Origin of the sequence: Paenibacillus polymyxa M1, assembly GCF_000237325.1 — a bacterium.
Classification (GTDB): domain Bacteria; phylum Bacillota; class Bacilli; order Paenibacillales; family Paenibacillaceae; genus Paenibacillus; species Paenibacillus polymyxa_C.
The window spans coordinates 308,746-335,016 of sequence record NC_017543.1; the positions used below are offsets into that span (position 1 = coordinate 308,746).

The following is a 26,271-nucleotide window of genomic DNA, read 5'->3' on the forward strand; positions in this document are numbered from 1 at the left end:
GGGATGCCCGAGGGGGTTACAGCAAAGGTACCGCCCTCAGCTTCCGGCAAATACCGGATGAAATGGTTCGCTGGCTTGTGGAGAAGGGGGCTGACATCAACGCTGCCGACAACTATAAGCGCACCCCTATTCATGCCCAAGCTGCAACCTGGTCCGGAAATGCTCTTCTTACTCCTTGAGCTAGGCGCGGATCTGGAAGCTCTTGATTACCAGAATGAGACACCGCTGCACTCAGCAGCAGCTTCTTACCGGACCAAAGCAGTGCGGGATCTGGTGATCCGCGGTGCAAATGTCCATGCAGAAAATAAGCAGAAAAACACACCTCTCGCCAAAGGATTATTACAATGCCGGAATATCAATATAGTTCACATGGCAGAAATCTCGGGAATTATGCTGGATGCCGGAGCTGCAATCACGCCGGGGATGAAGGAATCCGTGCGGCGAATTGCCAAGGATTTTGAATTCGTCAGAACAAATTACAATAAAGATCAGGTGGAGGAAACTGAAAATGCTCTCCTGGAGCTATACCGGCAATTTGATGATGAGCCTATAGCGAAACTGGAGAAACATGATGGAATCTCTCCCATCATGGTAACGGCAGCCTCATGGCCCGCAAAGCACCAGGAGCTATGGGATGTTCTCGTCCCTGCTTCAGGACACGCGAAAACGGTGCAGGGAGAGGTTATCCGAATCACAGGGCGGGTGGGCTCATGAAATACTTAATAACGGCCGGGGAAACTGGGATGCCAATTACCGTAAAATGCTGGATGCACTGATCTTGCCAGATTAAGCGGGCTGGCGGTGCAATGGGCACTTGCCAATCCTCAGCACATTTCTATGACACAACCCGATTATTCCCGTTAAATCTTCTGTAAGAGAAGAACATGCTGTGTTCAGATGAATTATATCTTCCTCCATAAAAACTTAGGGATCTTAGAATCTATTCCTTTGAGGCGTTACTTTGGGAGAATCAGTTTCTGACACACCCCATGTTGTGACATGCACTATGTCGCCGTTAGCTCTCCATTGTATTTCATAATTTCCTGAGCGCAGCCCTAGTGAAAAAGAATTTACACTATCCCAGAGCAATTTTTTATGAGCGCCAATCGTCTTAACAATATATTGTTTTCCACTGTCTGTATGCACCAGGCTAAAAGTAATGGTTGAATCACCAGTGTTTTTCGCAAAAATTTTAAGATGCCCGTATCCAGGATCTAATACAAAGCGTGATACTGGGTTCTTCTCATTGTCGAACATGTCATTAAAAACATCACTTGCTCTTTGCGGAGTGATTACATGGTCACCAGTAGTTGTTATAACAGCGCCTTGAGTCGCCGCATTCGATGCTGCAGAATCAGTTACAGCACCATCAGAATCTGCAAGGATCGCACAGGGCACGGCAATAGCTCCCCCAATTAAACCTAAAACCAAGACTGATGAAACTAAGTAAATTTTTTTCATGAATTTTTCCTCCTATCGAACTATAATAGATTCCGTATGGAATACCCATGGATTGATTGGGTTATCTTGTTTTTGCCATACAGCATTAACGCATTGCTTAGTCGTCATATGTATAAAGCCCGGCGTTTAGCGCAGGTGTCTTGTCCATTTATTTTCTTTTGAAAAATCTATCATATACAACTAAAGCGACAACAATGGTAAACACCTGGAATAAAAACTGTGGTACAAAGATTAAAAAACCCATTTAATTCCCTCCTTGAATGGTCTTCTCATTATTATTTTTGAATTACTTCTTGTATAAAAAACGAAAGATAGTTCTTCTAATTGTAAATTCTCTTCTTATTTTTAGCAAATATGGACAAAGGTTGTAATCTAAATCGATGTATAACCTTGTTCCTAAGTCTCACATTAAAAAATAGCAGTATATGCTCAACTGTGAAGCTAGAAAACTTAGCATTATGGGTAGAAGATTAGTTGGCAGGCGCACTTGGAACGTGCTAGCGCTTAACTCTAAGTGGCAGTACTATAAATCATGAACACAGTTTGAATAAATCGGTTCATTATGAATAATAAGCGTGCATAAAATTTGGGAAGCAAAAATCATGATTGAAAGTAAAGAAGGTCAATTTTAAGTACACCTAGTTTATAAAGTCACTGAGGAGATATATACTCCCATTCGTCAATTTATCGATGTACTAGAAACTGAACCGGCAGCGAATGATTTTGCAAAATCCTTTGTTTTGAATCTTCAGAAGTCTGTTCAAAACCTCAAGTAACATATTGAATAAATCGGTTCTTAAAGGGGATTAAGTATATGAGAATAAAAAACAATTTAAAAGTTTACAAATTTGATGAAGAAAAATATCAGTTTTTGAAGGAAAATCCCCACAAAATAGCTTGGGACGATTTTAAAAGAGGTATAAATGATTTTCCAGATTATGCACAAATAAATAATCCATATCTTGAAAAGGGCAGTTCAGATTACTGGTTTTGGAGAAAATTCTTCAACGAATTCTTTAAAACTGAGCGTTGTCAGTTTAACTTTATACTTCGCCTTATCAATTCTTTTATGATTACAGGTGAAGAGCTTATTGCAACAAATTGAATATGATGAGTACATTAGTTCGTTAATCCGTATATACTAACGGAGGCGATTCTGATGGAATTTGTACAACCGATTCGGAGCGTAACGAAGTTAGAGGAGATGAAGACAGTTCTCCGAAGTCGTTCTGAGCGCGATTGGTTTCTTATGGTAATGGGGATTAACGTTGGACTGCGAATAAGTGATTTGATTCCTTTATTGGTCCGGGATGTAAGAAATAAATCTCATATTGTAATTCGGGAGAAAAAGACCAGCAAGAAAAAACGGTTCCCCATAAATGCCGAGCTAAGAGAGATTATTAACGATTATATCAAGGGCAAGAGGGACGATCAGCCATTATTTCCATCCAGGAAGACCGGTAGGAACATTGATCGTGTACAAGCCTATCGTATTCTAAACCGCGCAGCTGTGGAGGTTGGGTTGGCTGAAATCGGTACGCATACGTTACGGAAAACCTGGCTATCACTTTTATAAGCGGTACAAAGACGTTGCTCTTCTTCAGCAGATATTCAATCATTCAGCGCCGCCCATCACCATGAGATACATAGGGATTAACCAAGATATTATTGATCAAGCGATAAGTGGGTTTCATTTATAGGAGGATAATTCTATGCTCAATAAATTTAAATTAGTAATTTAAAAACACAACGAACAACCGTTCATTTTTGGAGACGATGAATTGATTCAAAACATTTTAGAAGAGGCCGGTATTACAATCGAGGAACTACCTGAGCTTGCAAAATACCTCGATCGGGAATATAAAGTGGCAATCCGAGAGAATCGGGAAGAAGTAGCGGACAAGATTGAACGTCTTCAATATGGTGTAAATTTCATTTTTGAAGCACGTAGTGAAAACTACAAAGTAAGCTACAAAACCATGTATATTGAACAAATATAATGAACACCGTTTGAATATTATGTTGTATTCTGTGCAGCTCCGCAGCGGCCACGGCCACGAGCAGAAGACCGAGCATGCGGAACACGGCTGCTCTTTCCGATTCCAATACAAAAGAATCCGTAAAATTTTTTGATAATTTATGAGAAAGCATTTATTTGGTTGAATGAATATCCAATATAAAACCTTCATTGAAGCAGTTGCTCTCAATCAACTGTTTTTTTATGCTCGCAATGTTGCAATTGTAATAAAATCTTATCCAACAGAATAAGAGCCTTACAAAAAGAGAAAGTTCTCATCAAATTATATTTAGTAATTATAAAGGGGAACTATAATTATCATTTAGCAACCGTATTAGTTGGTCTTGATTGATGAGGCTGACACCCACTTTTTTAGCGAGAACAGATGCCTGGGCGGTATAATAAGAGCTAGTTATAACATATGCTTCATTTCACTCATAAAATATTTTGCCCGTACAAACCTCCTGAACCGCAGTAACTCCAACTCGTTGAGAAGGAGAATAGCGCTTTGCTTGTACTGCAATTCTCCGTCTTCCTTGATACAAGATGAGATCAACACCTTGATCTCCAGATCCCTTTGTCAATTCAACTTGATACCCCTTTCGTTCAAAAAGTTTTTTAAGGAAAAATTCAAATTCGAGACCTCCTAACTGATCTATATCGGTTATTGTCATGTGATTTTCTCTGTCTTTAGATTCATTTTCTCTTGAAATAACAAAGGAGATAGCCTGTCTTATTGTCCATGTTAGATACATTCTATCATATCGTGCTAGTTCATCTTGTAATTCAAGGATCTCACTAGGCTCAATATTGTTATTTATTAATCTACTATGCGGTAAGCGACCAACAAATCTAATTACGATGGGATGTTTCGCAAGTTTACCAGCCTGTAGACGTTGGTTTAATGCCCAAACTAGCCCAACTATTAAAAAGCCTACGATAAGTGCTTTGACCTCTATTCCTGCAATCAGATGCAAAATAGGTGCTCCTTTCACTTGAACTTAATAATAAAAGTCGAGTTTATTTGATGATTCTGATATAAACGCTCCTTTACAATGAAATAATTATAGACTGTTAATCAAACAATCGTCCATATGAATTAACGTTATTGATTTCTTTTTGACAAGCGATATCGCTTATGATAAATTTATGACAAGCGATATCGCTTGTTATAATAGTGATCGGAGGATGTTGTATGCAATTAGTAAGAGAAGACTGGAAGCTATTTAGAAACATAGAAACTCTTTGCCAGAAGGCAGGAGTTCACCGGGAATTCATTCCTTTGTTAGTAGTGAAAGAATTGGTAGATAATTCATTAGATGCTACTGGGGATTGTAAGCTTGAACTTGTAGACAATTATAGTTTCCGTGTATCTGACTATGGGATAGGAATAGATCCGGACTGGCTACATGAGTATTTTTCTATAAATCGTCCTATGATCTCTTCAAAATTAGTACGATTGCCAAGTCGTGGGGCGCTTGGAAATGGATTGAGAGTTGTCACTGGCGCTGTTATAGCAACGGGCGGAAGCCTCACTGTAACTACTAGAGGGAAAACCTATCATATATTGCCTCAAGATGATGGAACAAGTAAGGTCGAGTTTGTTAGAAATGATGATCATATGGGCACTTCAATTCTTGTAAAATTAGGTATGCATGTTGACGAGGGAACACTTAATTGGGGAGAATTAGCAATAAATTTTTCTAGCAAAGGATCATTATATAATGGGCAATCTTCACCCCATTGGTACACTTCTGAAGCGTTTTTTGAACTAGTTAATGCGGCAGACATGCCTATTAAAAGCTTTGTTTCATTATTTGCAGGTGCCAAAATCTCAGAAAAAATAGTAAACCGTCTACATAATGATTTCAATGGATTACTTACAAGTACACAGCAATTAACTTTTGGTGATGCGGAACATATGCTAAGGTTGTTACGGGAAGCTATTAAACCACCTTCTGCCAAGTCATTGGGTGAGGTCGGGGATTGTTACACAAACTTGGAGCATTTTAAAAAAGCAGGGGAGTTTTCAATAGAGTCTGCTCGTGGTCTATATGATGCAAACATTCCAGTCGTTGTTGAGGCTTGGGTTGGCATAAAAAAAGGTGAACCAATGAACCTCCAATCTTCGATAACAATATGCGTTAATAAATCGCCCGTGACGACAGATGTTAAAGTTGCAACTAAACAAGCTTCAACAATCATTTGGAGTGGTGGTTTGTATATTGACGTCAAATGTAGACCAGCCCAATTTTTTCTGAACATTATAACGCCATATATGCCAATAACAAGCGATGGAAAAGCTCCAGATTTTCGGCCATTGTCAAGTGTGATTGAAACGACGATAAAAAGGGCAGTATCAAAAGCCAAAAAACTGAATCAAATCGAAATTTCTGGTGGACTTACAGAAAGAGAAATTGTATTGAAAAATTTGCCTGCTGCAATAACAAAGACGAGTGGGAATGGGAAGTTTATTTTTAGTCAACGGCAACTCTATTATGCGATCAGGCCATATATCATGGAAGCATTTAATGGTAAACAGCCGAATTACAATTATTTTTGCTCCATTTTAACTCAATATGAAGCTGAACACGGGGATATTCCGTCAATGTATCGAGATCCACGAGGAACACTATATCATCCACATACTGGAGAAGAAATTCCACTTGGTACGATCGCCGTTCAAAATTACAATCGTCCAACATGGACATTTAATAAGATAATTTTTATAGAAAAAGAAGGTTATTTTGCGAGTTTACGAGATGTTGGATTTCCAGAAAAATATGACTGTGCTTTACTATCGTCCAAAGGTTATGCTTCAAGGGCGGTAAAAGATCTTTTCGATCTTCTAGGAGAAACAGAAGAAGAAATTCAATTCTTTTGTGTGCATGATGCCGACGCTGCGGGAACAAAAATTTTTGAAACTCTGCAGGAGGCCACACTTGCACGACCAGAGCGAAAAGTAAAGGTAATTAATCTAGGACTTGATCCAGAAGAGGCCATTGAATTAGGCTTACAAATCGAAACTTTTCAAAATGATAGTAGACGTCCAGTGGCCGATTATCTTTCTTGGGAGTGGAAGGAATGGTTGCAATACAATCGCGTAGAGCTAAACTCTATGACAACGCCGGAATTTATAAAATGGCTGGAGAATAAAATGAAACATCAAGGTGTTGGCAAAGTTATTCCTACAGACGAGGTTCTTGCAAAGGAATTCCAAGATAGAGCAGAGCAGGAAATTCGAAATCAGGTAATGAATAATATCTTGGCTCAGAATTATTATGAGGAAAAAGTGGATCTTGAGTTAACGAAATGGAAAGGAAAAATCAATCTGGTTAACACAGATATTAGAGAGAAAGTGAGCGATAAATTGGTGATAAATCCTTTACATCGCTGGGATGCTCCTATCAAGCAAATGGCACATGATATAATATACCGTGGTGATATATAACTCACTGGGTTTTTATACTATTTCTAGACAACCATAAGCACAATCGCTTATATTTAGAGAAAGTATAAGAATTTAAGGTGACGAAATGAACCCTTTAAAACTAATAATGGACATAAAAGAGGCCTCAGAAAAGTGGGGCCTTAAGCCTTCTTATATAAAAGACTTATGCCGATTGAAGCTTGAGCATGAGGGGAAGGCAATAAAATTGGGTAATACTTGGGTTCTGATTAAAAATCAACCGAACCCGAGCCAACCTGATCATCCAAAGAACTGGCGAGCGCAGAGATTAAAGAAGATAGTTGCTAATCAAGAACAGATCGAAGTAGAAATAAACACTATTAATTCATGGAAACTAAACCCTTTAAAACAGATAATGGACATAAAAGAGGCCTCAGAAAAGTGGGGCCTTAAGCCTTCTTATATAAAGGACTTATGTCGGTTGAAACTTGAGCAAGAAGAAAAGGCAGTAAAAATGGGGAGCATTTGGGTTCTGATTAAAAATCAGCCGAATCCTGGCCAGCCTGATCACCCAAAAAATTGGAGAGCAAAGAAAAACATGAATGAAGGACGACAAAATCATGGGGAAATTAAATTCAAATCAAATAGAAAGATTAGCAGTAGATGCAGTTAAAACTGAGTCAAACCGCCCATATTCAGGGCTTGTTGCGGATATTAAAGAAGGAGATAAAGGAGTCTCGTTCGATGGTGATATAACTGTTTTTATAGACCACACGGAAAAGGTAGAAGCTTTTTTAGGAAAAGTACAAGTTCAGATCAAAGGTAAGGAAGTATCTCGATTGTCTGGGAATACTCGTACATTTCCACTTTCATTAAAGCACATTAAAAACTATTATAAACAGAGCGGTGTGCTCTTTTTTGTTGTTGAATTGAATCTAGATAATTCTGGGAACATGAATTCTAAGATTTTTTATAAACAATTGCTTCCTCAAGAATTGTCTAACATCATTAGATTATATGACCAAAAGAAAAAGCAAGGATCTAAATCTATTGAACTTCGTGCTCTGGAGGAAAGTGATTTAAGAACTATTTGTGTAAGGTTTCTTAATGAACAACAAAAACAACCTTTAAATTTAGTAGAACGAGATAGGTCTAACAGTATTCCATACCAAGAATATGAGCTTAGAAGCCTAACGTTTAATCCTGATAACCATTCGACCAGTAATGTTTATGAACATGACTTTTTTTATACGGAAAAGATGAGACCTATAATATCCTAGTCCCTTTGCAATTAGGAAGAATTCAAAAGATAGGAGCTCAAAACCAGGAGATCTTAACAGTATCCGGTGATACATACCAATTTAATGTGAAAACAACTGAAGATGAAGAATGTATTACTCGCAACTTTGAAGATACTTTAATCTTAACCCATAAGCGCGGAACAAAAAAGCTAACCTTTAATCTAACTAATTTCAAATCACTTACATTGCAACTAAAAACATTAAAGTTTATGAAAAGTATTCTTTTAAGCCTTGAAGTACCGTGGGATGGCGAGAAAAGGGGATTTGTGAATGGATCAGATATTGAAGAGTATGTAAAAAATATAGATGAACGATATAAGTTAATGCTTGATGTACAAAAAGTTTTTATTGATTTAAACATTCCAGAAGATACTTTAATTGAACAAAGAGAACAAAACGAAGATATATTTGATCAGTTAAAATATTTAGTTGACTTTTATTTGTATAACAAAATTGAAAAATTAAACATCCCCAATAGACATGCTTCGACTTTTTTTAATTATAAAATAGGTAATAAGATGGTTGTATTGTATTATTGCCATACTAAAAAGAAAAAGATAGTAAACCTTTTTGCTAAAGAGGTTTTCAATGAGATTTTTTCAACAACTGTCATTACAAATAACATCACAAAAGAGTCGGCTCCACATAGTCCCTATGTATTATTAGATTTAGAATCGCTTGCATATTCTTTAAATATTAATTTTGATATCGTTAAGGAATCATTTAATCATTTTGATCCTTTTTTAATTGAACTTGCAAGTGAAGTGACAAACAGATTTTATCTAAACTGTATTAGAGCGTTTGATCTCACAAACAAAGTTGACTATTTAGATGTCGCAGAATTTGTACTAAAAAAATATCACGAAAGCGCAACGTACAAACCTAAATCTCTTGAAGAAGCTATAGTTACAATTAATGAAATGCAAATTCGGGAAAGAAAAACAAATAAACTAAGTGAAAGTGATCTTGCTTTATTAATAGATTTAAAATTTCAATTTGATTTTATTAATTATACGAGTCTTCATTTTAGTGTAAATGTTTTATTGAAAAATAAGCAGGAGGCAAACTATTCATATAAAAAGCTAGAAAAAAATGTCCAAGATTCGTTTAGAGAGTATCCTATTTATTATTTATATGACCAACTTTTAAAGGAAAATGATTAACTTATACTTATTTAAAATTCAATTGATTTTTATTTATCATTTAAAAGTTATTTTAAAATTGATCCAAGGTATAGTGACAATAAATCCAATGTAATGGTATTAAATTATGTGGTTTAGTCTTTAAAAGGATAAATGTGGTTCCTTACTAAATTTGTATTTGGATAAAAAAACTTATGAACAAAAGAATATATATTGAAGGTGATAATGTGAGTTGGGAGATTGTGAAAGAAGATAGTAAACCCTGCCCGTGTGGGCTGGGTTTCGTATCAAGGATAGTAAAAGCGGATGACTGGAATAGAAGTGAGGAAAGGGTTAGTTTAAATTGCCTGGAATGTAATAAAAATTATGTAGAATACAGATACGATTATACTAGTTCAGGGATGCTTGAGACTGCAATTTGCTGGGTTAAGAAAGAGGAATATGAAGTATTCTGCCGCTTGGAGAAAGAATTTAAAGAGATTGAGGGCAAAATAAATAATGAGATAAACGAATATTTATATATTAATTATTATCAATCTTGGATGGCATTATTTCATGATGTTCCCCGCAACAAAAAAGCAGTGTGGAATAAGTTGTATTACTGGAATTTGATTCGCTATAGTTATTCAACTTTTTGTAAAAAAATTGGCACCCAGAGTTTAGATGACTGCCTTAAAAGTTATGTTTCGTATCCTCATAAGGATAAGCTTCAAAACATTTTAGGTGTTAGTGACGAAAATATTAAAGCTATGGCTTCCAGATTGAAGAGTGCACGTACTCAATATGGTGAAGCACGACGCAAAATGATACGAAATTCATTTCAATAATTGTTATGAAGTTATTATAGTAAAAATGATAAATTATGTTTTCTGATTACTATGATCCAACATCATTTTTAAACAATGTCGAGTCTCATAGAGTTTGTATGTGAGGGCGAAATTGTCGAGAACCCCTGTGGACTAGAAAGGCAGGCACGGTTCTAAAACCTTGAAAGGATCATAAAACGGAAAGTCTAAGTTTTATTCGACCCAAAAATCACATAACGTTAGAACTATTTATCATTCGTCGTAAATGGTAAACGAGCTTAATTACCTTTAACAGACGATTAACACTAATTGTAGCCAAGCTACGAAATGTCTATATAGAGAAGGGTCATATTAGAGAGGAAACTGCTATTAAAATGAAACTTGAATACGATATTACAACTTATGAGAATAGTCTATTTTCACTTAGCCAATTTACAAAACAGGGTAAAGGAGATATCGAAGACTATATTTTGCTTAATTCACACGAGTTTTCTGCAGATCACTTTCTCAAAGAATTTCAGATCGATGAAAGTAATCTACTTGAAAATGATTTATGGCTAACTTCTCTTCATGTGACCACCAATAACGATAATTGTACTTCTCTAAAAAAATACGGCTTGATAAATCTTCAACAAGCAATTTCTTTGGATACGCCTTTCAAGCATTATTTGAAGGAATTTGGGATAACGTTTGATTTAATACAAAGAAGCTTTAATTATAAAAGTAATACATATGATATTAGTCGTGAATTTAACGCATTTTCGACTGATACTAATGAGCTACAACTTCAAAACATCGCTTATAAACTATATGAAGATCACCAAGTAAACGGCTTTTTCTCTTATGATAATGTGCTAACTTACGGTGGTTATGTTAACAAAAGACCGGAATTCTTATTAAACTTATCTATTTTACTTAAATTACCCAATTTGGTTTACAATTGGGAAAGAAATAATAAATGCTACGTAATCAAGTTTATTGTTCCTATAAACGATTACATAGATTGGACTTTTATAAATAAGTCAGAGCTCTTATATTTAGATCAAGAAGAAATCGATATTACGAAAAGAAAATGGCTGATAAACGAGACGCTATCAAATATTTATGAGGGATTTTTTCACCAAACTCTAAGGGATATTTACTCATATCTTCGACCAAATTTAAATATACCATCTTCAAATTTCGTAAAAATTTACACTGAGGATGAGTATTTGAAAGCTTATAGCTACAAGAAAACATAATCTTGAATTTGAATGGGGTTAATTTTCAAATTAGTTCAACCAGTGGAGGGGGAGGACTTGATTTGAGGCAACAACAGAAGAGTAAACATAATTTCTGTTAGTTTAGGACGTTCGGAAAGAATGTAGCGCAGTGTTCTTTTTGAAGCCATCTAGGCTTTATAACAAATTAATTAGTCTTTTGATCAACATAAAGTAGCTTATACTTAAGAAAGTATCAGCTGCTGCTTAAGAAGTTGCACTTATCCTAACTTAATGTGCAAACTCTCCTGTAACACCTTTACGTGTGTCTTTACATAGAACCAGCACTATTTTATAATCAGGACATAACTAATTTATCTTTGAGCAGTGTCATGCGACTTAACTGCTACTGTATCTCGTAACATACACTTTTCTTAAGTGCAAAACTGTAATCTATTACAGAATTTTTTTGCATTTCGGGAAAGTGTTTTTTTTTTTTTCAATTATCCATTTTTTAAATTAATGGCCGGATATCGTTCTTTCAAAAACAATCAAAGCCATGTTGGCTTTACTTAATATCAAATGAAGGGAGCGTGAGGTATCATGTAAGGTAGGAAGTATTTCACAATGATTCAATAGAGAGAATATCGAGGTGAAAGAAATGGTAGTTAAACAAGTTAAAGCGAATTATCACAGTTACCTAAACGAGATTAAAGTTACACTTGACCCAGTTCTTACTACAATGAGAACCCAATCTGGACAGTCTTGGCGTCTAAATGCTTGGCTAGGACCGATTAAAGTCTTTTTCGGCTATTTCAGGTATATGAATGTTTTAAAAGCTGTAAAGTGGGCATCATTGCCGATCATTGGTCCTGTCATTGCTGGTTTGGTTGCGGGTAACTATGGTCATTGGCCAATCTGGTTGTGTATTGTCGGAACATTGCTTTTAGTCCTCATGTTTTACTATCTATATGTCCGCTCTTACATAGAAAGGATGGCAACAATCGGTCAACCAGAATTTCATGTTGAAGCATATAAGTCAAGACGTCCAAAGGAATATGAAAAAACTTGGGCGCAGTTTGTTAACAAAAGCGATTTCACTTTTGAAGGTTTGTATGACATCGTAAACGCAGTGTTCAGCCAAAATAACAGCGATCCGTCGAGCGTAGCATATATTGCTGCTTATTCAAAAAGTCAGCATGACTTTATGCAGAATACTATTAGTGAACTAAAATTCACAATTGACGAAAAGGAAGAGGCCATTAGGTGGCTAGAAGAAGAATTAGTTAAATCTGAAAATGCTGTATCTTACCTTATTGGAATCATTAAGAAAGTGAATGAGAATCTATATCGGTATATTAACGATAGATTCAGCCTTACGGACATGGATTTCGTTTGCGGCTTCTCACTCTACCGCAAAGAAGGGAATACACTCAAACTAATTTTAGACAAGGGTACTTCAGGAAATAGCCGTGACCTCAATTTGGACACCGATGTAAATTTTGCAGCCGTTGTTGCTGCGAAAGATGATAGGGAGCAAGCCCATCATAATAAACCCTATCCAGAAAGAAATATTGTGGCTTTTCGAATGACCATGCTGGAAGGGGAAATCTGGGTGTGGTGTTTTCACTTCGATGATGATGACGAACGTTCCTTGTCTCTGTTACTAGGAAATGATATAATAGAGTCAAGACAGATTCGTAGAGTTATGCATGTTTTCTGCTTAACTCTTCAAAAACGACAACGACTCATTTCTGAAAAGGAGGTTGGCCAAGATGTCGAAGCAAATTAGCTACACAATGGATTCCGGTGTTGTAACTGTTAAATTAGTTGAAGATTTAACCCAACAAAATATTATTGCAAAACGCCGTAAGCAACGTGAGCAAGTGCTTAAGCAGATCGGTCAGCGAACTTCCGTTACGGAGCAAGATATCGAGCAACTTGTTAAATTAACAAAATAAAGACCACAGAGCCCTTGAAAACCAAGGGCTTTTTTGTTTATTTGAGATAAATTTAGGGCACACTTTCTACTATTCAATCAATTTAATAAAGGATGAGAATAGGATGAGAGACAAAAAAATCGTGCCTTTTTGGCCCAAACCAGTCCCTCTTAAGGATTTAACTCAAAGGGAGATTATAGAAGCGCGTCGTGCAAAAAGAAAAGATATACTTGAAAAAACAAAGCGAAAGGATAGATAGCGCAGTGATTATTCTATATCTATAAATTGGAGAGCTAGTAAACATGAAAAATCTATAACTTAAGGGAAATAAGCAGGGACCATTTAAGTTGTATAAATACTTAGTACAATGGTTAGACTAAAGGTACACCATAGAGTTTTCCCCTTGATCAGACACGTCCTTGCAGGGCGTGTTTTTATTCTTTTATGACAATTGCATTGCATCCATTAGAAGAAGGGCCTCAATGCAGCTACTAAGGTCCTCAAAATGAACTTCAGGTTAAGTCACAACTAGAAAGAATAGCCCCAGATAAAAGTGTATTTATTAACAAATTTGTTTCCTAAGCGGTGTTATGAGATGTTATAATATAACATAGGAACGTATGATCCCCTCTTATCTGAGGGTGTTTTTTTCTGCGAAAATGGGAACATATATTCCTGTAATGATTGATTTTTAAACATGTTCTTACACTTTATACATAAGGATGGGTAAGAAAGGGAGGAATAAGAATTACTTTCTGAAACAGAAACTCAAAAAATACGTTTTTTAGCGATGCACTTAGGTCGTTTAAATCGGATTGTATTATCCAGAGCTTTTTTATGAACGAAGAGAATGTTCGACTTTATACTAGTGGTACCCTGGTTTCCAATGGGCTTAGGAGAAACGAAACAGGCATGTGTCTTAGCTTGTAGTGGGCGAAGAAACCGATGCTTTAGTTAGGTTACTAGAATCGTTGCAGGAACTATATGGTGATGAATAGCATAAAAAAGGGTGATATTTTTTTATTCTAATATCGTTGACATGCGATATCGCACGTGCTATATTATATATAGGAAATGCGATATCGCATGTCATACATAAAAGAAGGAGTTTTAAAATGATTATTAAAGTTGAGTTCCTTGGGACGGATTCCTGGGATCGGGAAGTATATAGTAACGTTCAGAATGGAAGATTATATAAGTGTTCCTCTTCGGATAACAACATATTATATACAACGGATGGATTCGAAGGTGAACCTAACTATCCTTTGAGAGAGGGGGTTAAGGTTATTATCGTGGATAGAGAGAGAACTGCTCCTAGACTTGATATTAACGGTCAAGCCATTGAATATTGGTGGTTTGATGGTAAAGAACGCGAACTGGACAAATTCAATATTTGGTATGTTTCTAGTTTTCTTGAAATGGGCTTAAACGAAGGTGAAATGAATCAATATGATTCTGAAACAACAGAAGCGGAAACAGTATTCAATGGGTGGTGGAGAACTATTCAATAAACATAGGTTCGCTTTGTACTTAATCTGTGATCTTAGTCCACATCTATATCACTATAGGTGTGGGCGATAAGTTACATATTAAATTTAATGGAGGTGTTGTTAAAATGAACATCATAACTGCTGCTTAGGGATTTGCTAGACAAAGTGCAGTGAAATTTGGGGGAGTCCAAAACAATACTTTGCTGAAGCCTTGCGTTTGGCCTGGTCAAACCTCTAAACGGCTGCTTCAAAAGTAGAGTGGGAATTGTCTGCTGACAGCCGCGAAACACGTACTTGGATGGCTAAAATCATCGGTACCCATCCAGTATATAAACTGGATCGTAGCTTTATGAACTGCGATTACAAGGGCTCATATGGTGAGAAAGTGTTTCGCTTAGATGAAGAGGCTACTATGAAGCCTATTACGGCAAACGCCGTCAGTTCATACATCTTAATAATAGAAAAAATCGCCGCAGGTTCACCAAGAAGCCGGGCACAAGGAGAAGAAAATGAAAAATAAAGTTAATGTTGTTCGTACAGTGTTTGCGTATCAGTCTTTCGCGAAAATCGCGGGGGTATTTGATAGCCTTCCGTCAGAGGACGTGATTCAAAACGCACTTGACGGGAACATGACTGATTTTCTCCGTTATCTTGAAGCCAACAATGCTAGCCCAGGCGAGTTTGACTATAATTGGGCTCCAGCTCAGGTAAGTTACTCCACGGCTCAGGCTGAGTATGAAGACGGCGGAAAAATTACCTATCTTAAAGAAGTGGAGTTCATAACTCCAACTTCGGGTCGGATCATTACTGTTTCAGAAGATCCAGACCCAAGTAAACGATGGGGGTGGGATCAATTCAACATCACCATCAAATTTGGAGGGTCTGTAGCTGCCGCTCACGAGGTACTTTCAAGCATTAAGCTCGGATCGTTTGCTGACGAGTATACAACTATTGAATGGACGGACGGGAGCGTTTCTTCGCTCCTTGACTACGAGCTTAGCAGTTATGATAAGCTGCGACATAGAAGAAAAAGCAGATGGACTTGTAAGAAATATGACGATGTTTCCAACGTCTTTTCTAGAGCTGTGCTGCTTTCAAAAACACCATCCATTGACCTATCTGCAAATGCAGAAATCATGGTCAATAAGATGCGTGACGTTAGGAACGATGTAGCCGAATATGTAAAATCGTTAATTGAAAATTCGTACTCCTCAAAGTTAAGAGTTCAGACAGATGAGGTTTTCTATGACCTCGTAAAAGAGGTTCTGTACGCAGAGCTTGAATTGGACCCGGAATTTTACACAGTAGAGATGTTTGAGTGCTTAGAACATGCTGTAGAGGCTGTCGTGTTTGCTACAGGCGAAGAGTTCCCTACAAAAGTCCTGTATCTTAAAGATTGATCAAATAGAAGGTACTGCCTATTTAATAATGCCTAGTAAGTTGCTTAATCTGGACTTTGAAAGTTACCATGCAGGGAGAAAGGATGAATTGAAATGAACGTAACATTCGAAGGAAAACAATACGCTCTTGTAACCGATGCTGTATTTACAGGCATAGAATTGGATGGACTTTATGTTAATTATAACGATGCATCTGTTGGTGAAGAGTACCAGCGAAGACTTTTCTAATCTAAGGAGGCCCGTTCAACATACCAAAACGCATTGATTTAACTGACCAGGTCTTCGATGTTCTGACGGTTGTCCGGTTGAGCGATCAAAAGCTTGATAACGGGACAAGAATATAGGAATCGTTTGTGTACACGTGGTGAGACTACATACGTTCCTGGTGGTAGTTTAAGAACTGTAGTCTATAAGAGTTGTGGATGCAAGCGAGTCGCCAAACGAAACAAGGGCGCTGCCAACCATATAAAAACAGATGCTGTTGATGGTACACATAAATCGGCTCTTAAAGCCAAGTTGCATAAAGATAATAAGAGTGGAGTGAAAGGAGTTCGGTTCAACGAGCAACGGCAGAAATGGACAGCTCACATCGGGTTTAAGGATAAGCAAATTAACCTAGGTTATCACAGTGAAAGAATAGTTGCCATTAATGCCCGGAAACGTGGTGAGGAAAAATATCTTAATCTCATTATAGAAAAGTCTACTCCTGATCGGCATGACCAGATGAAACCAAAATCAACATAAATAAAAAGACTCTTCGGATTATATGGTGTAATGGTCCATTGTTGAAATCTATTATTGTTCTATAACAAGATGTATAGTTGATCATAAAGCGGAAGAAAGGATTGGTTATTATGCCTAAGACATGCCTGCCGTGTAATGCGTTTTTCGAAGGGGATATCTGCGAACATTGTTTAAATCCAGATGCGGATTACGTGGAAGTGATTGAGAAATACAAAGAGTTCGAAATAAAGAAATACTCGTACGATGCAGGATATCGCGTGGATTTTGGCACTAAAAGATCGAGAATGGTGCTGACAGTTCACGAGGCTCGGGAATTGGTTGATTTTAGATAAATGGACGAAGTAACTGCTAATTGCACAGTACGACGAAAATGCTCACCAATCTCCTGGAAATTGAAACGAGAATTTCCACTACAAAATCCGAATACCCATAAAAAATAACCGCCTCAGGTTCAACAAGGAGAAGTTATGGATCGTGAAACAAAACTCAAGAGAGTGTTTGCTATTGCAAACGTCTTGTTCAGCAAAGTGTTGGATAAAGGACAAAAGGAAATTGCATTTACAAAGTACATGGAGCTTTATGGGCGTGATCCAGAGGAAGCATTTCATTGTATACATGAGGATCTAAGGGCTCATGCTCATAAGTTTGGTGAGGAAGAAATGATATTGTTTGACCTCATGACGGAAATTATTGAAGATAATGTCCTTATACGTATTATGGGTGTGGAGGAAGCCGCCGAGAAATGGAAATATAAATCACCTGGTACCGTAAAAAACATGTGCGCAACCGGAAAAGTAAAGGCGGTAAAGAAAGGGAAAACTTGGATTATGGATGTAGATCACCCTAATCCTAGATTGACTGAAGAAACCGATGATCAGTAACTATTCTTCACGCTAGCAGGTCTAAGGAGGCCAAAATCGCCACCTAAGACCTGCTACGCGCCGCTGGAGTTCTTAGGCCCGATAACTAGGAAGCGCCTAAACCGGGCAAAATCCCCCGGCTAAGGCTCTCTACGTTTCTGGCCTACGCTTCACACCCCCCACGGGATCGTACAAACTCCGGCGCAGATGTGGAAATATATAATGCTGCAAAATAGAAAAAGCCCCTCCATCAAGGGACTTTTCAGAACGCCATGCGTTATGGTTATGGTTTCTTAGATTTAGATCCAAGAATATATCTCTTAATTTGGAAGTAGGAGTAGGAAATACCTTATGTAAAATTGGAGACACAATATGATAGCGCTTGTTTATATCCATTGTTTGAGAGCAGCATATAGTGAGCCCTCGCCACGAATGAGGGTTTTAGTATGTGCAGACCTTAATATAAACTAATTAAAGACTTTATGAGAGTGGCGTAAATACGCTGATCTTTTTGATTTTAAAGCAAAAAAAGAGAAAGTGCTTGTTATGATTAAAGAGCCAAGAGCAGTACGTAATTCTTTTATGTGATAGTATGATTTAAATAGCCTTACGCAGCTTGATATATTCATCGACTACTCAATGCGTTTCCTCATCTTATAAAAGTGAGTTTAGCCAAGTTTCTTACCTAGTGGCTACAGGGACAAAATGGACTATAATGAAATTGAGGAGTAGTATTAAACGGGGAAAACCCGGGGTTACCTTTTTCTGTTAACAGGAACAGAACTGAAAATACACTACTGTTTCCCTTAAAGAACAAAGACTCGGGGCTGAGCTAAGAAATAAGTTTGGTATCAGAGAGCTTAAATATGTAGGAGAAGGTGGATATGAAAAAGTATGAAGTTAAAAGAAGCGAGACTTAGAAATAATAAAACACAAGCTCAGGTTGCTGAATACGCCGAAATCAGTTTACGCAGCTATCAGTATATAGAGAAAGGGCAGCAAATGCCTTCCGTAGTGACTGGCTTAAAAATTGCAAAGATTCTTAGAACGAGCCCGGTGTGTATAGACGAATTTTCCTGTGACACAAATTAGTTTGAGACCCAAAAAACGCATAAGGAGTCTTTAATGGCAACATTACATCTGAATTTTAGACACGTTACAGGCAATATAGAGTTTATAGAGGGGTTAAGGGATGCGATAATGTATAGATTTTAATGTATATAAAGGTGAGGTTTTATGAGCGAATATCTATTTAACATAGAACAGAATATTGAAAGCGTTGTAGATGAATTTGCTATAGATGAAAATAATAGAAAATTAATAGAGGAAGGAATGCAGTCTGTTCTACGAGGTAAATATGGTTTGGACTTTGATATTTGTTCTACTCAATGGTGCTTTCGTTCAGCGAAGACAAAGGAGCTAGCGCGGTCTGAATACTTCTCCAGCTATCGTTTTGAACTTGGAAAATGTAAGGTAAATGCTGCTACTATCATTAGACAAATACTAGTGGATATAAGAAGCGCGGTTAATAATGATATCTACAAAAAGGATGAATATTTAAGCTACAGCAAGAATTTGGCAGCACCACTCTTTAAATATTATGCCGGGTCTCCAGGACTTATTATAGATCAGTTAAACTTAAATACAATCGATATTCAAATTGGAATGCATTGTTTTGATTGGGTACCCACTTATGATAGTGATGGTGAAAAGTGTAACCGAAATTATATTCATGACGTTGATATTACAATACCTTTTACAGAATTGTTTTCGAAAAAAAAGATGTCTTCACTAATTAATGAACGTGAGGAAATATTGTATAGCTTGAAAAACGGTATGATGGATATTGATGATGTTGAATTATTCATTCTCGATTTAACCTTCGATATTTCAATTAATAGTAGAAATAACTTTGACAAATACTATAGGGAAAATGGTGGTTGGTTTTTTAAAAGGCTAGCATCATATAAAAAAGATGGTGAGATACTTACAACTAGAAGTCGACCATCCTCTCAAGCTTTGATTATTAAAGACTCTAATGTTCTTCAATTTGTAAGATTTATTTACTTTGTGAAAATTGGGTACTGGGACTCCGATAAGCTGAACACTTTCATAAGTGATGTAATAGCCAATAATCTAGTAGAAGTTGTTAAATTAGAGGAAGGTGAACAGACGGCAGTTCGGTGGATAATCGAATATTTGGATAAAGGAGGAAGGGAAAATGAAAACGTGGTTTACTTGAAAATCTCAAATTATAATAAAAAAGATGCAGAGAAGTATAAATACCCACCATGTCCACCTAGCCGTTTGAAATCCTCGAATGTAAATGAGTTCGTGGAATTTTTACGAAAGGATCTAGCAAATTTCCATTTTTTTAAAAAGGATTTTCTTGATAAGATAATTCCTTATGCGTTTGATGTCTAATGAAAACAAAACTAATCGGGTTTCTTTGAATAGAACTACACTGAAGTCTGTCTTCCATACATAAGGAGGGAAATAGCTAGATGCCCATAGAATATCCTTATAGAATAACTCGTCAGGGTGAAGTTGTTATGACTTTAAGGTCTGATGAAATTACTGAGGTCAACGGTAGAGGACAAATCGAAATTTCCGATTCTTTTGAAGGATTGCTTTGGGAATTTTCAAGTAACAACTTAGATAAGCTAAAAGGTGATCTTGTTAAGGGTAAATACTTTGCTGAATCCAAAATGACATATGATTTTATAAATATCATAAATAAAGTTTTAGCCCAAAGAAAATTTATGCAGGACAATCAGAATTTTAGAGATGCTCTAATACCAGAGTAATTTGCAGAAGTCCTTGTAGATTAAAGATAAGGACAATAATATATACATTTTTATCAAGGTATGATATATTATTGTAGTGACTAGGATCTCTTCGGTTTTGGAGGTCTATTAAAATGAAGTTAACAGAAGAATTCATTTACAAAATGACAAAAATGGTCTTAAAAACTTGTGTTTTTTTTTGATAATAGTATTATTTGTGATTTTAGCTGTAATTATCCTTACACTTAGATAGAATTCATTGTCATTATATGAAGGCATTGTAGTCTGTTTATTAAAGAGCATCAAATTGTAAAAAACAGAGCTAAATAATAAAATAACAGAGCTTCCTAGTCACCCTTTATCAAAAAGGGTGACTAAAGTGCCAAATAAAGTAGTATTCAAAAAAAACACCATCTTATTTTAAAGAGATAAGATGGTGTTTTTTATATTTTTTATACTAATGTAAGTTGAAATAATTGTTTACTAATACATTTTATATTTTAAAATCTAAATTTTATTATCAGAAATAGTGGGTTGGCAGTTGGATTTTATGGCGAGCCCAGCTTCTCCTTGTGCCTGTAATAATTTAAATATTGTAGTTACCTGATGATGATACGGCCTTTTTTGTCGTAGTAGAGAGAATCCAAGTGACAAGTCAAGGTACTTGGAGCGTTATAGCGGAGGTCATTAGTATATTATAAAAATAAATTATTTACAGAATAACCCAAACATTATATACTATCATTATAATCCGAAAGCATCGGTAGCACCCTGCTGGCTCAAGCCGGTGGGGTGTTTTTACGTAAAGGGAGGAATATATATGTTTAGATGGATAATTTCCATACTGGCTACAGCCCTATTAGCAGGTTGCAATGTGCAGCAGCAGATAGAAAGTACACCCAGCAAAACAGCGACTGTTGTTTCACAAGCTACCCAAGTATCAGCAGAAACTGTAAAACTTGAGTTTCCCTCAGCAAAGTACCCGGAAACAGCGCAGCACATCAAGGATGCCATAGCAGCCGGACATTCCAATACATGCACCATTGATCGTGACGGAGCTGATCATAACCGTGAACTATCACTTAAAGGTGTACCCACACGCAAGGGCAAAGACCGAGATGAATGGCCTATGGCGATGTGTGCCGAAGGCGGAGATGGAGCGGACATTAGATACATATCACCAAAGGATAACCGTGGGGCTGGATCATGGGTAGGTCACAAGCTGGATGACTATCCGGACGGAACAAAGATTGAGTTTATCATTAAATAGTAATAATCCCCGCTAACCTAAAACCTGAACCGATCCCAAAGCACAGCCTCAAAAATTCAAGGAGGAAATTCGAATATATGAGTCATTCGTTTATAACAAAACTTCAGGAATATTTCCCAAATGCTCATGACTGGATGAATGAACCAGTTAAGTCTGAGGTTCTTGCGATGTTGGAAGCAGAGATCGGATATTCTTTGCCCGCTTCCTTTAAGCAATTCTACTCTGTACATAATGGTGAGAAAGGAACAGTAGGTATATTCCTCGGGTTACAGTGCTTATCGATTGAGGAAATGTTACGGCACTGGAGAGACAATCAGCAGTATGTTGAGCATGTAAGCAACGGCGTAATTTCTTTTGAAAAGGACACGATCAAGGAACAGTCTTATCATGCAAACTGGCTTCCAATCGCTTTTGACCACGGGGGCAATTATATCGGTATCGATTTTGCTCCAGATAAACTGGGTACATTAGGACAAATCATCAACTTTGGTCGAGATGAAGAGGAACTTTTTGTGATCAGTCGTAGTTTTGACGTTTTTTTAGACTTTGTCCTTATGCAATTTGAGAACGGGAATTGTACGGTTGAACCTGACGAAGAAGGGGATTTCTATATTGCATGGAGGAAGGAAGGACATTTCTTTAATGACCTTAAAGAAGTTATTCCTTTGATAACTTCTATAGAAGGTACGAAAGAGGAGTTTAATTTGTACTGGAACACCTTGACTGAAGAATGGAAGTCAGCTATTACTGAAAATGTGGGCAGACAACCCGACTCCTTCACTGATCTGGCCAAGATTAAATCATTAAATTTACTGAAATCGAATATAACAGATCTTTTCCCTCTAACTGGTTTTCGCCATCTAAGAAAGCTAGTAGCAAGTGGATTAAATATAACGGATTTCACTCCTCTTTCCCAATTGACGGAATTAACGGAGCTTTTTTTAGCCAAAACGCCGTTTTCAGATTTATCCACTTTATTACCCATACAGAATCTAAAACGTCTTTTTATCGGAAAGACAAATGTACAAGATATTCACTTGCTACCGCACCTTGCTAATTTACAGGAGGTATCGCTGGCAAACCTAAAGATTGCAGACTTAGGTCCGTTGGTTGACTGTAAAAAGATAAAGATATTGGATTTATCTCACATTCGATCTGAGAATCTTGATCCTATCGGCCGTCTCTCACAATTGGTAGAACTGGATCTCTTATATGTGCCATTGAATGATTTACAATTTCTGAAGACTCTCATAAATCTTAAAGATCTACGGATAAGCAAAAGTGGCGATAGTGACTACAAAGTGTTTTGTGATTTAACTTCGATTGAATTTATAACAGCGGAGTTTGAAGTATTTCTACTAACAAAGGACATATTACAAAGAAAAATAAGCTATAGCATCAGTGGAGAAATGAGTGAAGAAGAGAGGCTCATTTATCACAATTATGTGATGCAAGGCTGAATGGGTAAGGGTAGTGATGATTCTTCACATTATGAAGTAGTGTTAATGTATTTTTATGTAGTCTATTTTAAAAAGGGTTTAGTATTACAGATTACCGGAAGTTTGGGGACTGGGAAAAGAAGATAGCCTCAACCTGGTTTGAAACTAATATAGAAAAGCGACTGTTGCCCAAGTGGCCGAAAGATATTCAGAATTTACTTGAAGAGGGTGGAAGGATGGATACTAAAAGAATTTTAACTTTCGAAGAATTTCAAGAAATCGAAAAGCTTGTCAATAAGGCCATTTACGCTCTTAATAAAGAAGCTGCTGACCCATTCATTAAACGGCTAGAATTTATGAGAGTAACATTAAACATAGGAGCTCCACAAAGTAATATTGTTGGTGAACTTGTCGCATATACAAAAGCAGCCTCGGGGCAAGTAAAGGACAAAGAGCATTGGATTCGTGCAGTCAATCAAAGTCTCTATAAGCTGAAAAGTAGCACCCTGTTGGATTAAGTCTAGCAGGGTATTTTTTTATTACAAGAATTGATACTATGACAAACGCTGATTCTTCACATGTTTCGCAAAAAAAGTTATTGACAACTAGTTTATTATTGGACAAAAATAGTAATTGATTATAAAATACTGGAATATTTATGCGAAGGGTGGCTATGGCATGGAACATACACCTACGATTCGAGCAGAATTAGATAGATACTTACAACAAAAAGGGTTGAGCTTAGCGCAATTCGGACAACTTTCAGGCATGAATAGGGGAATAATAAGTGCTATTGTGTCAGGGAATAAGTCTATGTCAGTTAACCAACTTGACCGAATCACTGAGGCTATGGGTTTGCCAGAAGGGGAGTTTTACGATCTATTTATAGAAAACTTCATCATCGACCACCCCCCGAATATGAGGCGAATCGAGCCGTTTTTGTTTCGGTGTGCGGAGTTGGATAGGTTGGATGCGATCCGTCGAGTGGTGGGAGCCATCATGGACAATCTACTGTATTCACCCAAGCTATTCGAAGTTGCAGAAGGATTGTTGGCGAAGGGACGACATGAGGCTGCATTGCTGCTCTATGAGGGGGTAGCTGAAGCAGAGAGATATCAACATTCTGAACGCTTGGCAGTCTGTCAATATCGTAAATTCACGATTCAAATCGGAGATGATCAAAGCGAGAATCTCAAGGCTGCTACACTATTTGAACCCTTCGTGGAACGCCTAGATGAAATAGACCAGCTTGACGCGTTGAAGGATTTAGCTAACGTGTATAGGTCTCTGCGGAAATGGGATAAGGTAAACGAAATGGCAAGACAGATGAGAGCTAAAGCGGAAATCCAGTATAGTTTAAAACACCAAGAAAAACGTGTGTCACGAGATATTGAAAAGAGAACAAGAGGTCCGCTATTTGGATATATTGCTTATGCTGACTTATTGTGTGCAGGTGTCTACGAAGCACAAGGCGATTACCACCAAGCTCTACAATATACATACGCCTATGCTAATTTAGATTGGGTTAAAGAGACAGACAAAGATACTCAGCACTGGATTGGCTTGTTTAAGCACTGGGCAAAAGCTAATATTATTGTCAATAAGCTTTTATCCGGAGACATAATGGTGCTGCAAGAATATATTGAATACATCGATACAGCGGGGGATACAACTCAAGAAGATAAGGTCATCCAACTGCTGAATATTATGATAGCGGCTAACCGATATGACATTGATGTTAATCACATAATTAAACGCTTTGAAGCAGACATTGTAACATTATCGCAACACTCACCAAGTGATATGTATACTCAACAAGTGGTGCCAGATTATTTTGCATGGTGTGGTTACGAGTTGGCTCATTATTATTTACATAGAAATTCTTACGATGATGGCTTTAAACATTTGATGTATTCAATGGTAAGTTATCATACACTAAATAATGAGACTTATTTCATAAATTGTATGGGGCTATTTTTACATTTTCGAGAACATGCTACTCCTGAAACCAAAGCAAATTTTTTAAATCTTTTTGAAAAGGTGTGGATGAACAATGTTAAAAAAAATGGCACTGTTGATCGTCGCAGCTAGCTTTTTGTTAATTGTTAATGTACCTATTCACTCGCATGGTATAGAGCCTCAAGTACAACATGGAGGATTTTAAACGCCCCTGACCTTAATTGAATTAACCCTAAAAAGTTAGACACAGACAGACTTAGGCTGCTACAGAGGACTGAATGCGGTATTCTACCGGCGACAGTCCTCTGAGCTTTTGTTTGGGTCTTCGATAGTTGTAGTAGTGAATATATTGATGTAGTTCTTGAATGATATGTTCAATGGATTGGAATTCTTGAATATACAGCAGTTCCGTCTTTAAGATTCCAAAGAATTCTCTACCACGGAGTTATCCAGGCAGTTTCCTCGGCGTGACATACTTTGTGTGACTCCTTTCTCAGAGAGCATAGAGAGAGTCGGTCTTCTGAAAAATGGTATAGCTGATGATTTCACGGTTATATAGATCCATAATTGGAAACAGATATATCTTTTGTCTATACAAGTGGAATCCGTCACATCAGTAACCCATTTCTCATTAGGCACCATCGCATTAAAATCTCTCTTCAAGACATTTGGAGCTATTTTTCCTTCGGCTCCTTTGTATGCACGGAATTTCTTCCTAAGAACCATACAATGAAGCCCTAACTCCTTCATTAAGCGCTGAACTGTCTTATGATTGATTGGAGTCATTTTGCGAATTTCCCTGATCATGGCTCGGTATCCCTTCTTGACACTTTAATTCATCATTAAAATACGCTGCATTTCTGTTTTCACTCCGGCGTACTTATCAGGCTTGTTCCACTTTTTCCCTCGAACATATCGCTGAAATGATGGGAATCAGTACGGTGACACTGAGCAATTACTTAACGACATTAGATGAGTACGGATTTGCTATGCGATTTTGGTCGCAGAGCAAACGTAAAACAGGGATGAACGACAGCACCCGGGTTAA

27 protein-coding genes and 5 pseudogenes are annotated in these 26,271 nt (G+C 37.1%); 29 read left to right on the plus strand and 3 right to left on the minus strand.

All coding sequences use genetic code 11. From position 1 onward, the window contains the following. The first annotated feature begins 62 nt into the window (after positions 1-62). Positions 63-179, plus strand: a complete 117-nt coding sequence (locus PPM_RS30335) for an ankyrin repeat domain-containing protein (RefSeq protein ID WP_230493822.1) — start codon at positions 63-65, stop codon at positions 177-179. Further along, positions 160-714 (plus strand): ankyrin repeat domain-containing protein, encoded by a 555-nt coding sequence (locus PPM_RS30340; RefSeq protein WP_230493823.1) that lies wholly within the window; start codon positions 160-162, stop codon positions 712-714. The genes PPM_RS30335 and PPM_RS30340 overlap by 20 nt, the downstream gene beginning before the upstream one ends. Positions 715-933: 219 nt before the next feature. Here the strand turns inward: PPM_RS30340 and PPM_RS27665 are convergent, their stop codons facing one another. After that, positions 934-1,461 carry a hypothetical protein gene (locus PPM_RS27665; protein ID WP_014600286.1) on the minus strand — a complete coding sequence of 176 codons (528 nt, stop codon included), beginning with the start codon at positions 1,459-1,461 and terminating at the stop codon, positions 934-936. 814 nt (positions 1,462-2,275) lie between these two features. On the opposite strand from PPM_RS27665, the gene PPM_RS27670 reads away from it, so the two are divergent. The 4 genes and pseudogenes from PPM_RS27670 to PPM_RS30730 form a co-directional block, all read left to right on the plus strand. Next, positions 2,276-2,566 (plus strand): hypothetical protein, encoded by a 291-nt coding sequence (locus PPM_RS27670; protein ID WP_014600287.1) that lies wholly within the window; start codon positions 2,276-2,278, stop codon positions 2,564-2,566. 54 nt (positions 2,567-2,620) lie between these two features. Next, positions 2,621-3,161 (plus strand): annotated as a pseudogene (locus tag PPM_RS27675) (site-specific integrase). Positions 3,162-3,242: 81 nt separating this feature from the next. Then, positions 3,243-3,461, plus strand: coding sequence for a hypothetical protein (locus tag PPM_RS27680; RefSeq protein WP_014600288.1), 219 nt, complete (start codon positions 3,243-3,245; stop codon positions 3,459-3,461). Positions 3,462-3,553: 92 nt separating this feature from the next. Next, positions 3,554-3,641: pseudogene (locus tag PPM_RS30730) on the plus strand (STAS/SEC14 domain-containing protein); the annotation flags it as partial. A 133-nt stretch (positions 3,642-3,774) separates the two neighbouring features. Here the strand turns inward: PPM_RS30730 and PPM_RS30545 are convergent. Next, positions 3,775-4,233 (minus strand): annotated as a pseudogene (locus PPM_RS30545) (restriction endonuclease). A gap of 440 nt (positions 4,234-4,673) precedes the next feature. On the opposite strand from PPM_RS30545, the gene PPM_RS27690 reads away from it, so the two are divergent. The 23 genes and pseudogenes from PPM_RS27690 (at position 4,674) to PPM_RS27790 (ending at position 25,355) form a co-directional block, all read left to right on the plus strand. Beyond that, the gene (locus PPM_RS27690; RefSeq protein ID WP_014600290.1) at positions 4,674-6,929 is read left to right on the plus strand and encodes an ATP-binding protein; all 2,256 of its coding nucleotides are present in this window, start codon (positions 4,674-4,676) and stop codon (positions 6,927-6,929) included. An 85-nt stretch (positions 6,930-7,014) separates the two neighbouring features. Beyond that, the gene (locus PPM_RS27695) at positions 7,015-7,560 is read left to right on the plus strand and encodes a hypothetical protein (protein ID WP_014600291.1); all 546 of its coding nucleotides are present in this window, start codon (positions 7,015-7,017) and stop codon (positions 7,558-7,560) included. Continuing rightward, complete coding sequence (locus PPM_RS27700; protein ID WP_014600292.1) at positions 7,508-8,167, plus strand: hypothetical protein; 660 nt, start codon at positions 7,508-7,510, stop codon at positions 8,165-8,167. Before PPM_RS27695 ends, PPM_RS27700 begins: the two co-directional genes overlap by 53 nt. 5 nt (positions 8,168-8,172) lie before the next feature. Next, positions 8,173-9,351: a hypothetical protein gene (locus PPM_RS27705; RefSeq protein ID WP_014600293.1), complete on the plus strand. Its 1,179-nt coding sequence runs from the start codon at positions 8,173-8,175 to the stop codon at positions 9,349-9,351. 173 nt (positions 9,352-9,524) lie between these two features. Continuing rightward, the gene (locus tag PPM_RS27710; RefSeq protein WP_025677253.1) at positions 9,525-10,157 is read left to right on the plus strand and encodes a hypothetical protein; all 633 of its coding nucleotides are present in this window, start codon (positions 9,525-9,527) and stop codon (positions 10,155-10,157) included. Between the two features lie 353 nt (positions 10,158-10,510). Continuing rightward, entirely contained in the window at positions 10,511-11,377 is an 867-nt protein-coding gene (locus tag PPM_RS27715; protein ID WP_014600295.1) for a hypothetical protein, read from the plus strand. 619 nt (positions 11,378-11,996) lie between these two features. After that, on the plus strand, positions 11,997-13,127 hold the full coding sequence (locus PPM_RS27720; RefSeq protein ID WP_014600296.1) for a hypothetical protein: 1,131 nt from the start codon (positions 11,997-11,999) through the stop codon (positions 13,125-13,127). Then, positions 13,111-13,296: a hypothetical protein gene (locus PPM_RS27725; protein ID WP_014600297.1), complete on the plus strand. Its 186-nt coding sequence runs from the start codon at positions 13,111-13,113 to the stop codon at positions 13,294-13,296. The genes PPM_RS27720 and PPM_RS27725 overlap by 17 nt, the downstream gene beginning before the upstream one ends. A gap of 103 nt (positions 13,297-13,399) precedes the next feature. Beyond that, entirely contained in the window at positions 13,400-13,534 is a 135-nt protein-coding gene (locus tag PPM_RS30455) for a hypothetical protein (RefSeq protein ID WP_268988042.1), read from the plus strand. A gap of 856 nt (positions 13,535-14,390) precedes the next feature. Next, complete coding sequence (locus PPM_RS27730; protein WP_014600298.1) at positions 14,391-14,786, plus strand: hypothetical protein; 396 nt, start codon at positions 14,391-14,393, stop codon at positions 14,784-14,786. A 235-nt stretch (positions 14,787-15,021) separates the two neighbouring features. Continuing rightward, a pseudogene (locus tag PPM_RS27735) lies at positions 15,022-15,285 on the plus strand (hypothetical protein); the annotation flags it as partial. Further along, complete coding sequence (locus PPM_RS27740; RefSeq protein WP_014600299.1) at positions 15,275-16,165, plus strand: hypothetical protein; 891 nt, start codon at positions 15,275-15,277, stop codon at positions 16,163-16,165. The pseudogene PPM_RS27735 and the gene PPM_RS27740, both read left to right, overlap by 11 nt. A 93-nt stretch (positions 16,166-16,258) precedes the next feature. Further along, positions 16,259-16,393, plus strand: coding sequence for a hypothetical protein (locus tag PPM_RS30460; protein WP_014600300.1), 135 nt, complete (start codon positions 16,259-16,261; stop codon positions 16,391-16,393). Between the two features lie 93 nt (positions 16,394-16,486). Continuing rightward, positions 16,487-16,909 (plus strand): HNH endonuclease, encoded by a 423-nt coding sequence (locus tag PPM_RS27745; RefSeq protein WP_148266433.1) that lies wholly within the window; start codon positions 16,487-16,489, stop codon positions 16,907-16,909. 110 nt (positions 16,910-17,019) lie between these two features. Next, positions 17,020-17,241 (plus strand): hypothetical protein, encoded by a 222-nt coding sequence (locus tag PPM_RS27750; protein WP_014600302.1) that lies wholly within the window; start codon positions 17,020-17,022, stop codon positions 17,239-17,241. Positions 17,242-17,376: 135 nt separating this feature from the next. Next, positions 17,377-17,790 (plus strand): hypothetical protein, encoded by a 414-nt coding sequence (locus PPM_RS29010; protein WP_014600303.1) that lies wholly within the window; start codon positions 17,377-17,379, stop codon positions 17,788-17,790. An 873-nt stretch (positions 17,791-18,663) separates the two neighbouring features. After that, complete coding sequence (locus tag PPM_RS27760; protein ID WP_025677264.1) at positions 18,664-18,861, plus strand: helix-turn-helix transcriptional regulator; 198 nt, start codon at positions 18,664-18,666, stop codon at positions 18,859-18,861. Positions 18,862-19,005: 144 nt separating this feature from the next. Further along, positions 19,006-20,193: a hypothetical protein gene (locus PPM_RS27765; RefSeq protein WP_014600304.1), complete on the plus strand. Its 1,188-nt coding sequence runs from the start codon at positions 19,006-19,008 to the stop codon at positions 20,191-20,193. A gap of 80 nt (positions 20,194-20,273) precedes the next feature. Next, complete coding sequence (locus PPM_RS27770; RefSeq protein WP_014600305.1) at positions 20,274-20,576, plus strand: hypothetical protein; 303 nt, start codon at positions 20,274-20,276, stop codon at positions 20,574-20,576. 799 nt (positions 20,577-21,375) lie between these two features. Beyond that, a complete protein-coding gene (locus tag PPM_RS27775) occupies positions 21,376-21,825 on the plus strand; it encodes a NucA/NucB deoxyribonuclease domain-containing protein (RefSeq protein WP_014600306.1) in 450 nt (149 codons plus the stop codon). A 77-nt stretch (positions 21,826-21,902) separates the two neighbouring features. Further along, a complete protein-coding gene (locus tag PPM_RS27780; protein ID WP_014600307.1) occupies positions 21,903-23,285 on the plus strand; it encodes an SMI1/KNR4 family protein in 1,383 nt (460 codons plus the stop codon). 215 nt (positions 23,286-23,500) lie between these two features. Beyond that, complete coding sequence (locus PPM_RS27785; RefSeq protein WP_014600308.1) at positions 23,501-23,782, plus strand: hypothetical protein; 282 nt, start codon at positions 23,501-23,503, stop codon at positions 23,780-23,782. A 160-nt stretch (positions 23,783-23,942) separates the two neighbouring features. Next, the gene (locus PPM_RS27790; RefSeq protein ID WP_014600309.1) at positions 23,943-25,355 is read left to right on the plus strand and encodes a helix-turn-helix domain-containing protein; all 1,413 of its coding nucleotides are present in this window, start codon (positions 23,943-23,945) and stop codon (positions 25,353-25,355) included. Positions 25,356-25,479: 124 nt separating this feature from the next. Here the strand turns inward: PPM_RS27790 and PPM_RS27795 are convergent. Continuing rightward, positions 25,480-26,042: pseudogene (locus tag PPM_RS27795) on the minus strand (IS3 family transposase); the annotation flags it as partial. Between the last annotated feature and the right edge of the window lie 229 nt (positions 26,043-26,271).

Excerpts from the sequence above, each read along its gene's own strand:
- PPM_RS30335 (WP_230493822.1), top strand. The coding sequence starts at position 63 with ATGGTTCGCTGGCTTGTGGAGAAGGGGGCTGACATCAACGCTGCCGAC.
- PPM_RS30340 (WP_230493823.1), top strand. The coding sequence starts at position 160 with ATGCTCTTCTTACTCCTTGAGCTAGGCGCGGATCTGGAAGCTCTTGAT.
- PPM_RS27665 (WP_014600286.1), bottom strand. The coding sequence starts at position 1,461 with ATGAAAAAAATTTACTTAGTTTCATCAGTCTTGGTTTTAGGTTTAATT.
- PPM_RS27670 (WP_014600287.1), top strand. The coding sequence starts at position 2,276 with ATGAGAATAAAAAACAATTTAAAAGTTTACAAATTTGATGAAGAAAAA.
- PPM_RS27690 (WP_014600290.1), top strand. The coding sequence starts at position 4,674 with ATGCAATTAGTAAGAGAAGACTGGAAGCTATTTAGAAACATAGAAACT.
- PPM_RS27695 (WP_014600291.1), top strand. The coding sequence starts at position 7,015 with ATGAACCCTTTAAAACTAATAATGGACATAAAAGAGGCCTCAGAAAAG.
- PPM_RS27700 (WP_014600292.1), top strand. The coding sequence starts at position 7,508 with ATGGGGAAATTAAATTCAAATCAAATAGAAAGATTAGCAGTAGATGCA.
- PPM_RS27710 (WP_025677253.1), top strand. The coding sequence starts at position 9,525 with ATGAACAAAAGAATATATATTGAAGGTGATAATGTGAGTTGGGAGATT.
- PPM_RS27715 (WP_014600295.1), top strand. The coding sequence starts at position 10,511 with ATGAAACTTGAATACGATATTACAACTTATGAGAATAGTCTATTTTCA.
- PPM_RS27720 (WP_014600296.1), top strand. The coding sequence starts at position 11,997 with ATGGTAGTTAAACAAGTTAAAGCGAATTATCACAGTTACCTAAACGAG.
- PPM_RS27725 (WP_014600297.1), top strand. The coding sequence starts at position 13,111 with ATGTCGAAGCAAATTAGCTACACAATGGATTCCGGTGTTGTAACTGTT.
- PPM_RS30455 (WP_268988042.1), top strand. The coding sequence starts at position 13,400 with ATGAGAGACAAAAAAATCGTGCCTTTTTGGCCCAAACCAGTCCCTCTT.
- PPM_RS27730 (WP_014600298.1), top strand. The coding sequence starts at position 14,391 with ATGATTATTAAAGTTGAGTTCCTTGGGACGGATTCCTGGGATCGGGAA.
- PPM_RS27740 (WP_014600299.1), top strand. The coding sequence starts at position 15,275 with ATGAAAAATAAAGTTAATGTTGTTCGTACAGTGTTTGCGTATCAGTCT.
- PPM_RS30460 (WP_014600300.1), top strand. The coding sequence starts at position 16,259 with ATGAACGTAACATTCGAAGGAAAACAATACGCTCTTGTAACCGATGCT.
- PPM_RS27750 (WP_014600302.1), top strand. The coding sequence starts at position 17,020 with ATGCCTAAGACATGCCTGCCGTGTAATGCGTTTTTCGAAGGGGATATC.
- PPM_RS29010 (WP_014600303.1), top strand. The coding sequence starts at position 17,377 with ATGGATCGTGAAACAAAACTCAAGAGAGTGTTTGCTATTGCAAACGTC.
- PPM_RS27760 (WP_025677264.1), top strand. The coding sequence starts at position 18,664 with ATGAAGTTAAAAGAAGCGAGACTTAGAAATAATAAAACACAAGCTCAG.
- PPM_RS27765 (WP_014600304.1), top strand. The coding sequence starts at position 19,006 with ATGAGCGAATATCTATTTAACATAGAACAGAATATTGAAAGCGTTGTA.
- PPM_RS27770 (WP_014600305.1), top strand. The coding sequence starts at position 20,274 with ATGCCCATAGAATATCCTTATAGAATAACTCGTCAGGGTGAAGTTGTT.
- PPM_RS27775 (WP_014600306.1), top strand. The coding sequence starts at position 21,376 with ATGTTTAGATGGATAATTTCCATACTGGCTACAGCCCTATTAGCAGGT.
- PPM_RS27780 (WP_014600307.1), top strand. The coding sequence starts at position 21,903 with ATGAGTCATTCGTTTATAACAAAACTTCAGGAATATTTCCCAAATGCT.
- PPM_RS27785 (WP_014600308.1), top strand. The coding sequence starts at position 23,501 with ATGGATACTAAAAGAATTTTAACTTTCGAAGAATTTCAAGAAATCGAA.
- PPM_RS27790 (WP_014600309.1), top strand. The coding sequence starts at position 23,943 with ATGGAACATACACCTACGATTCGAGCAGAATTAGATAGATACTTACAA.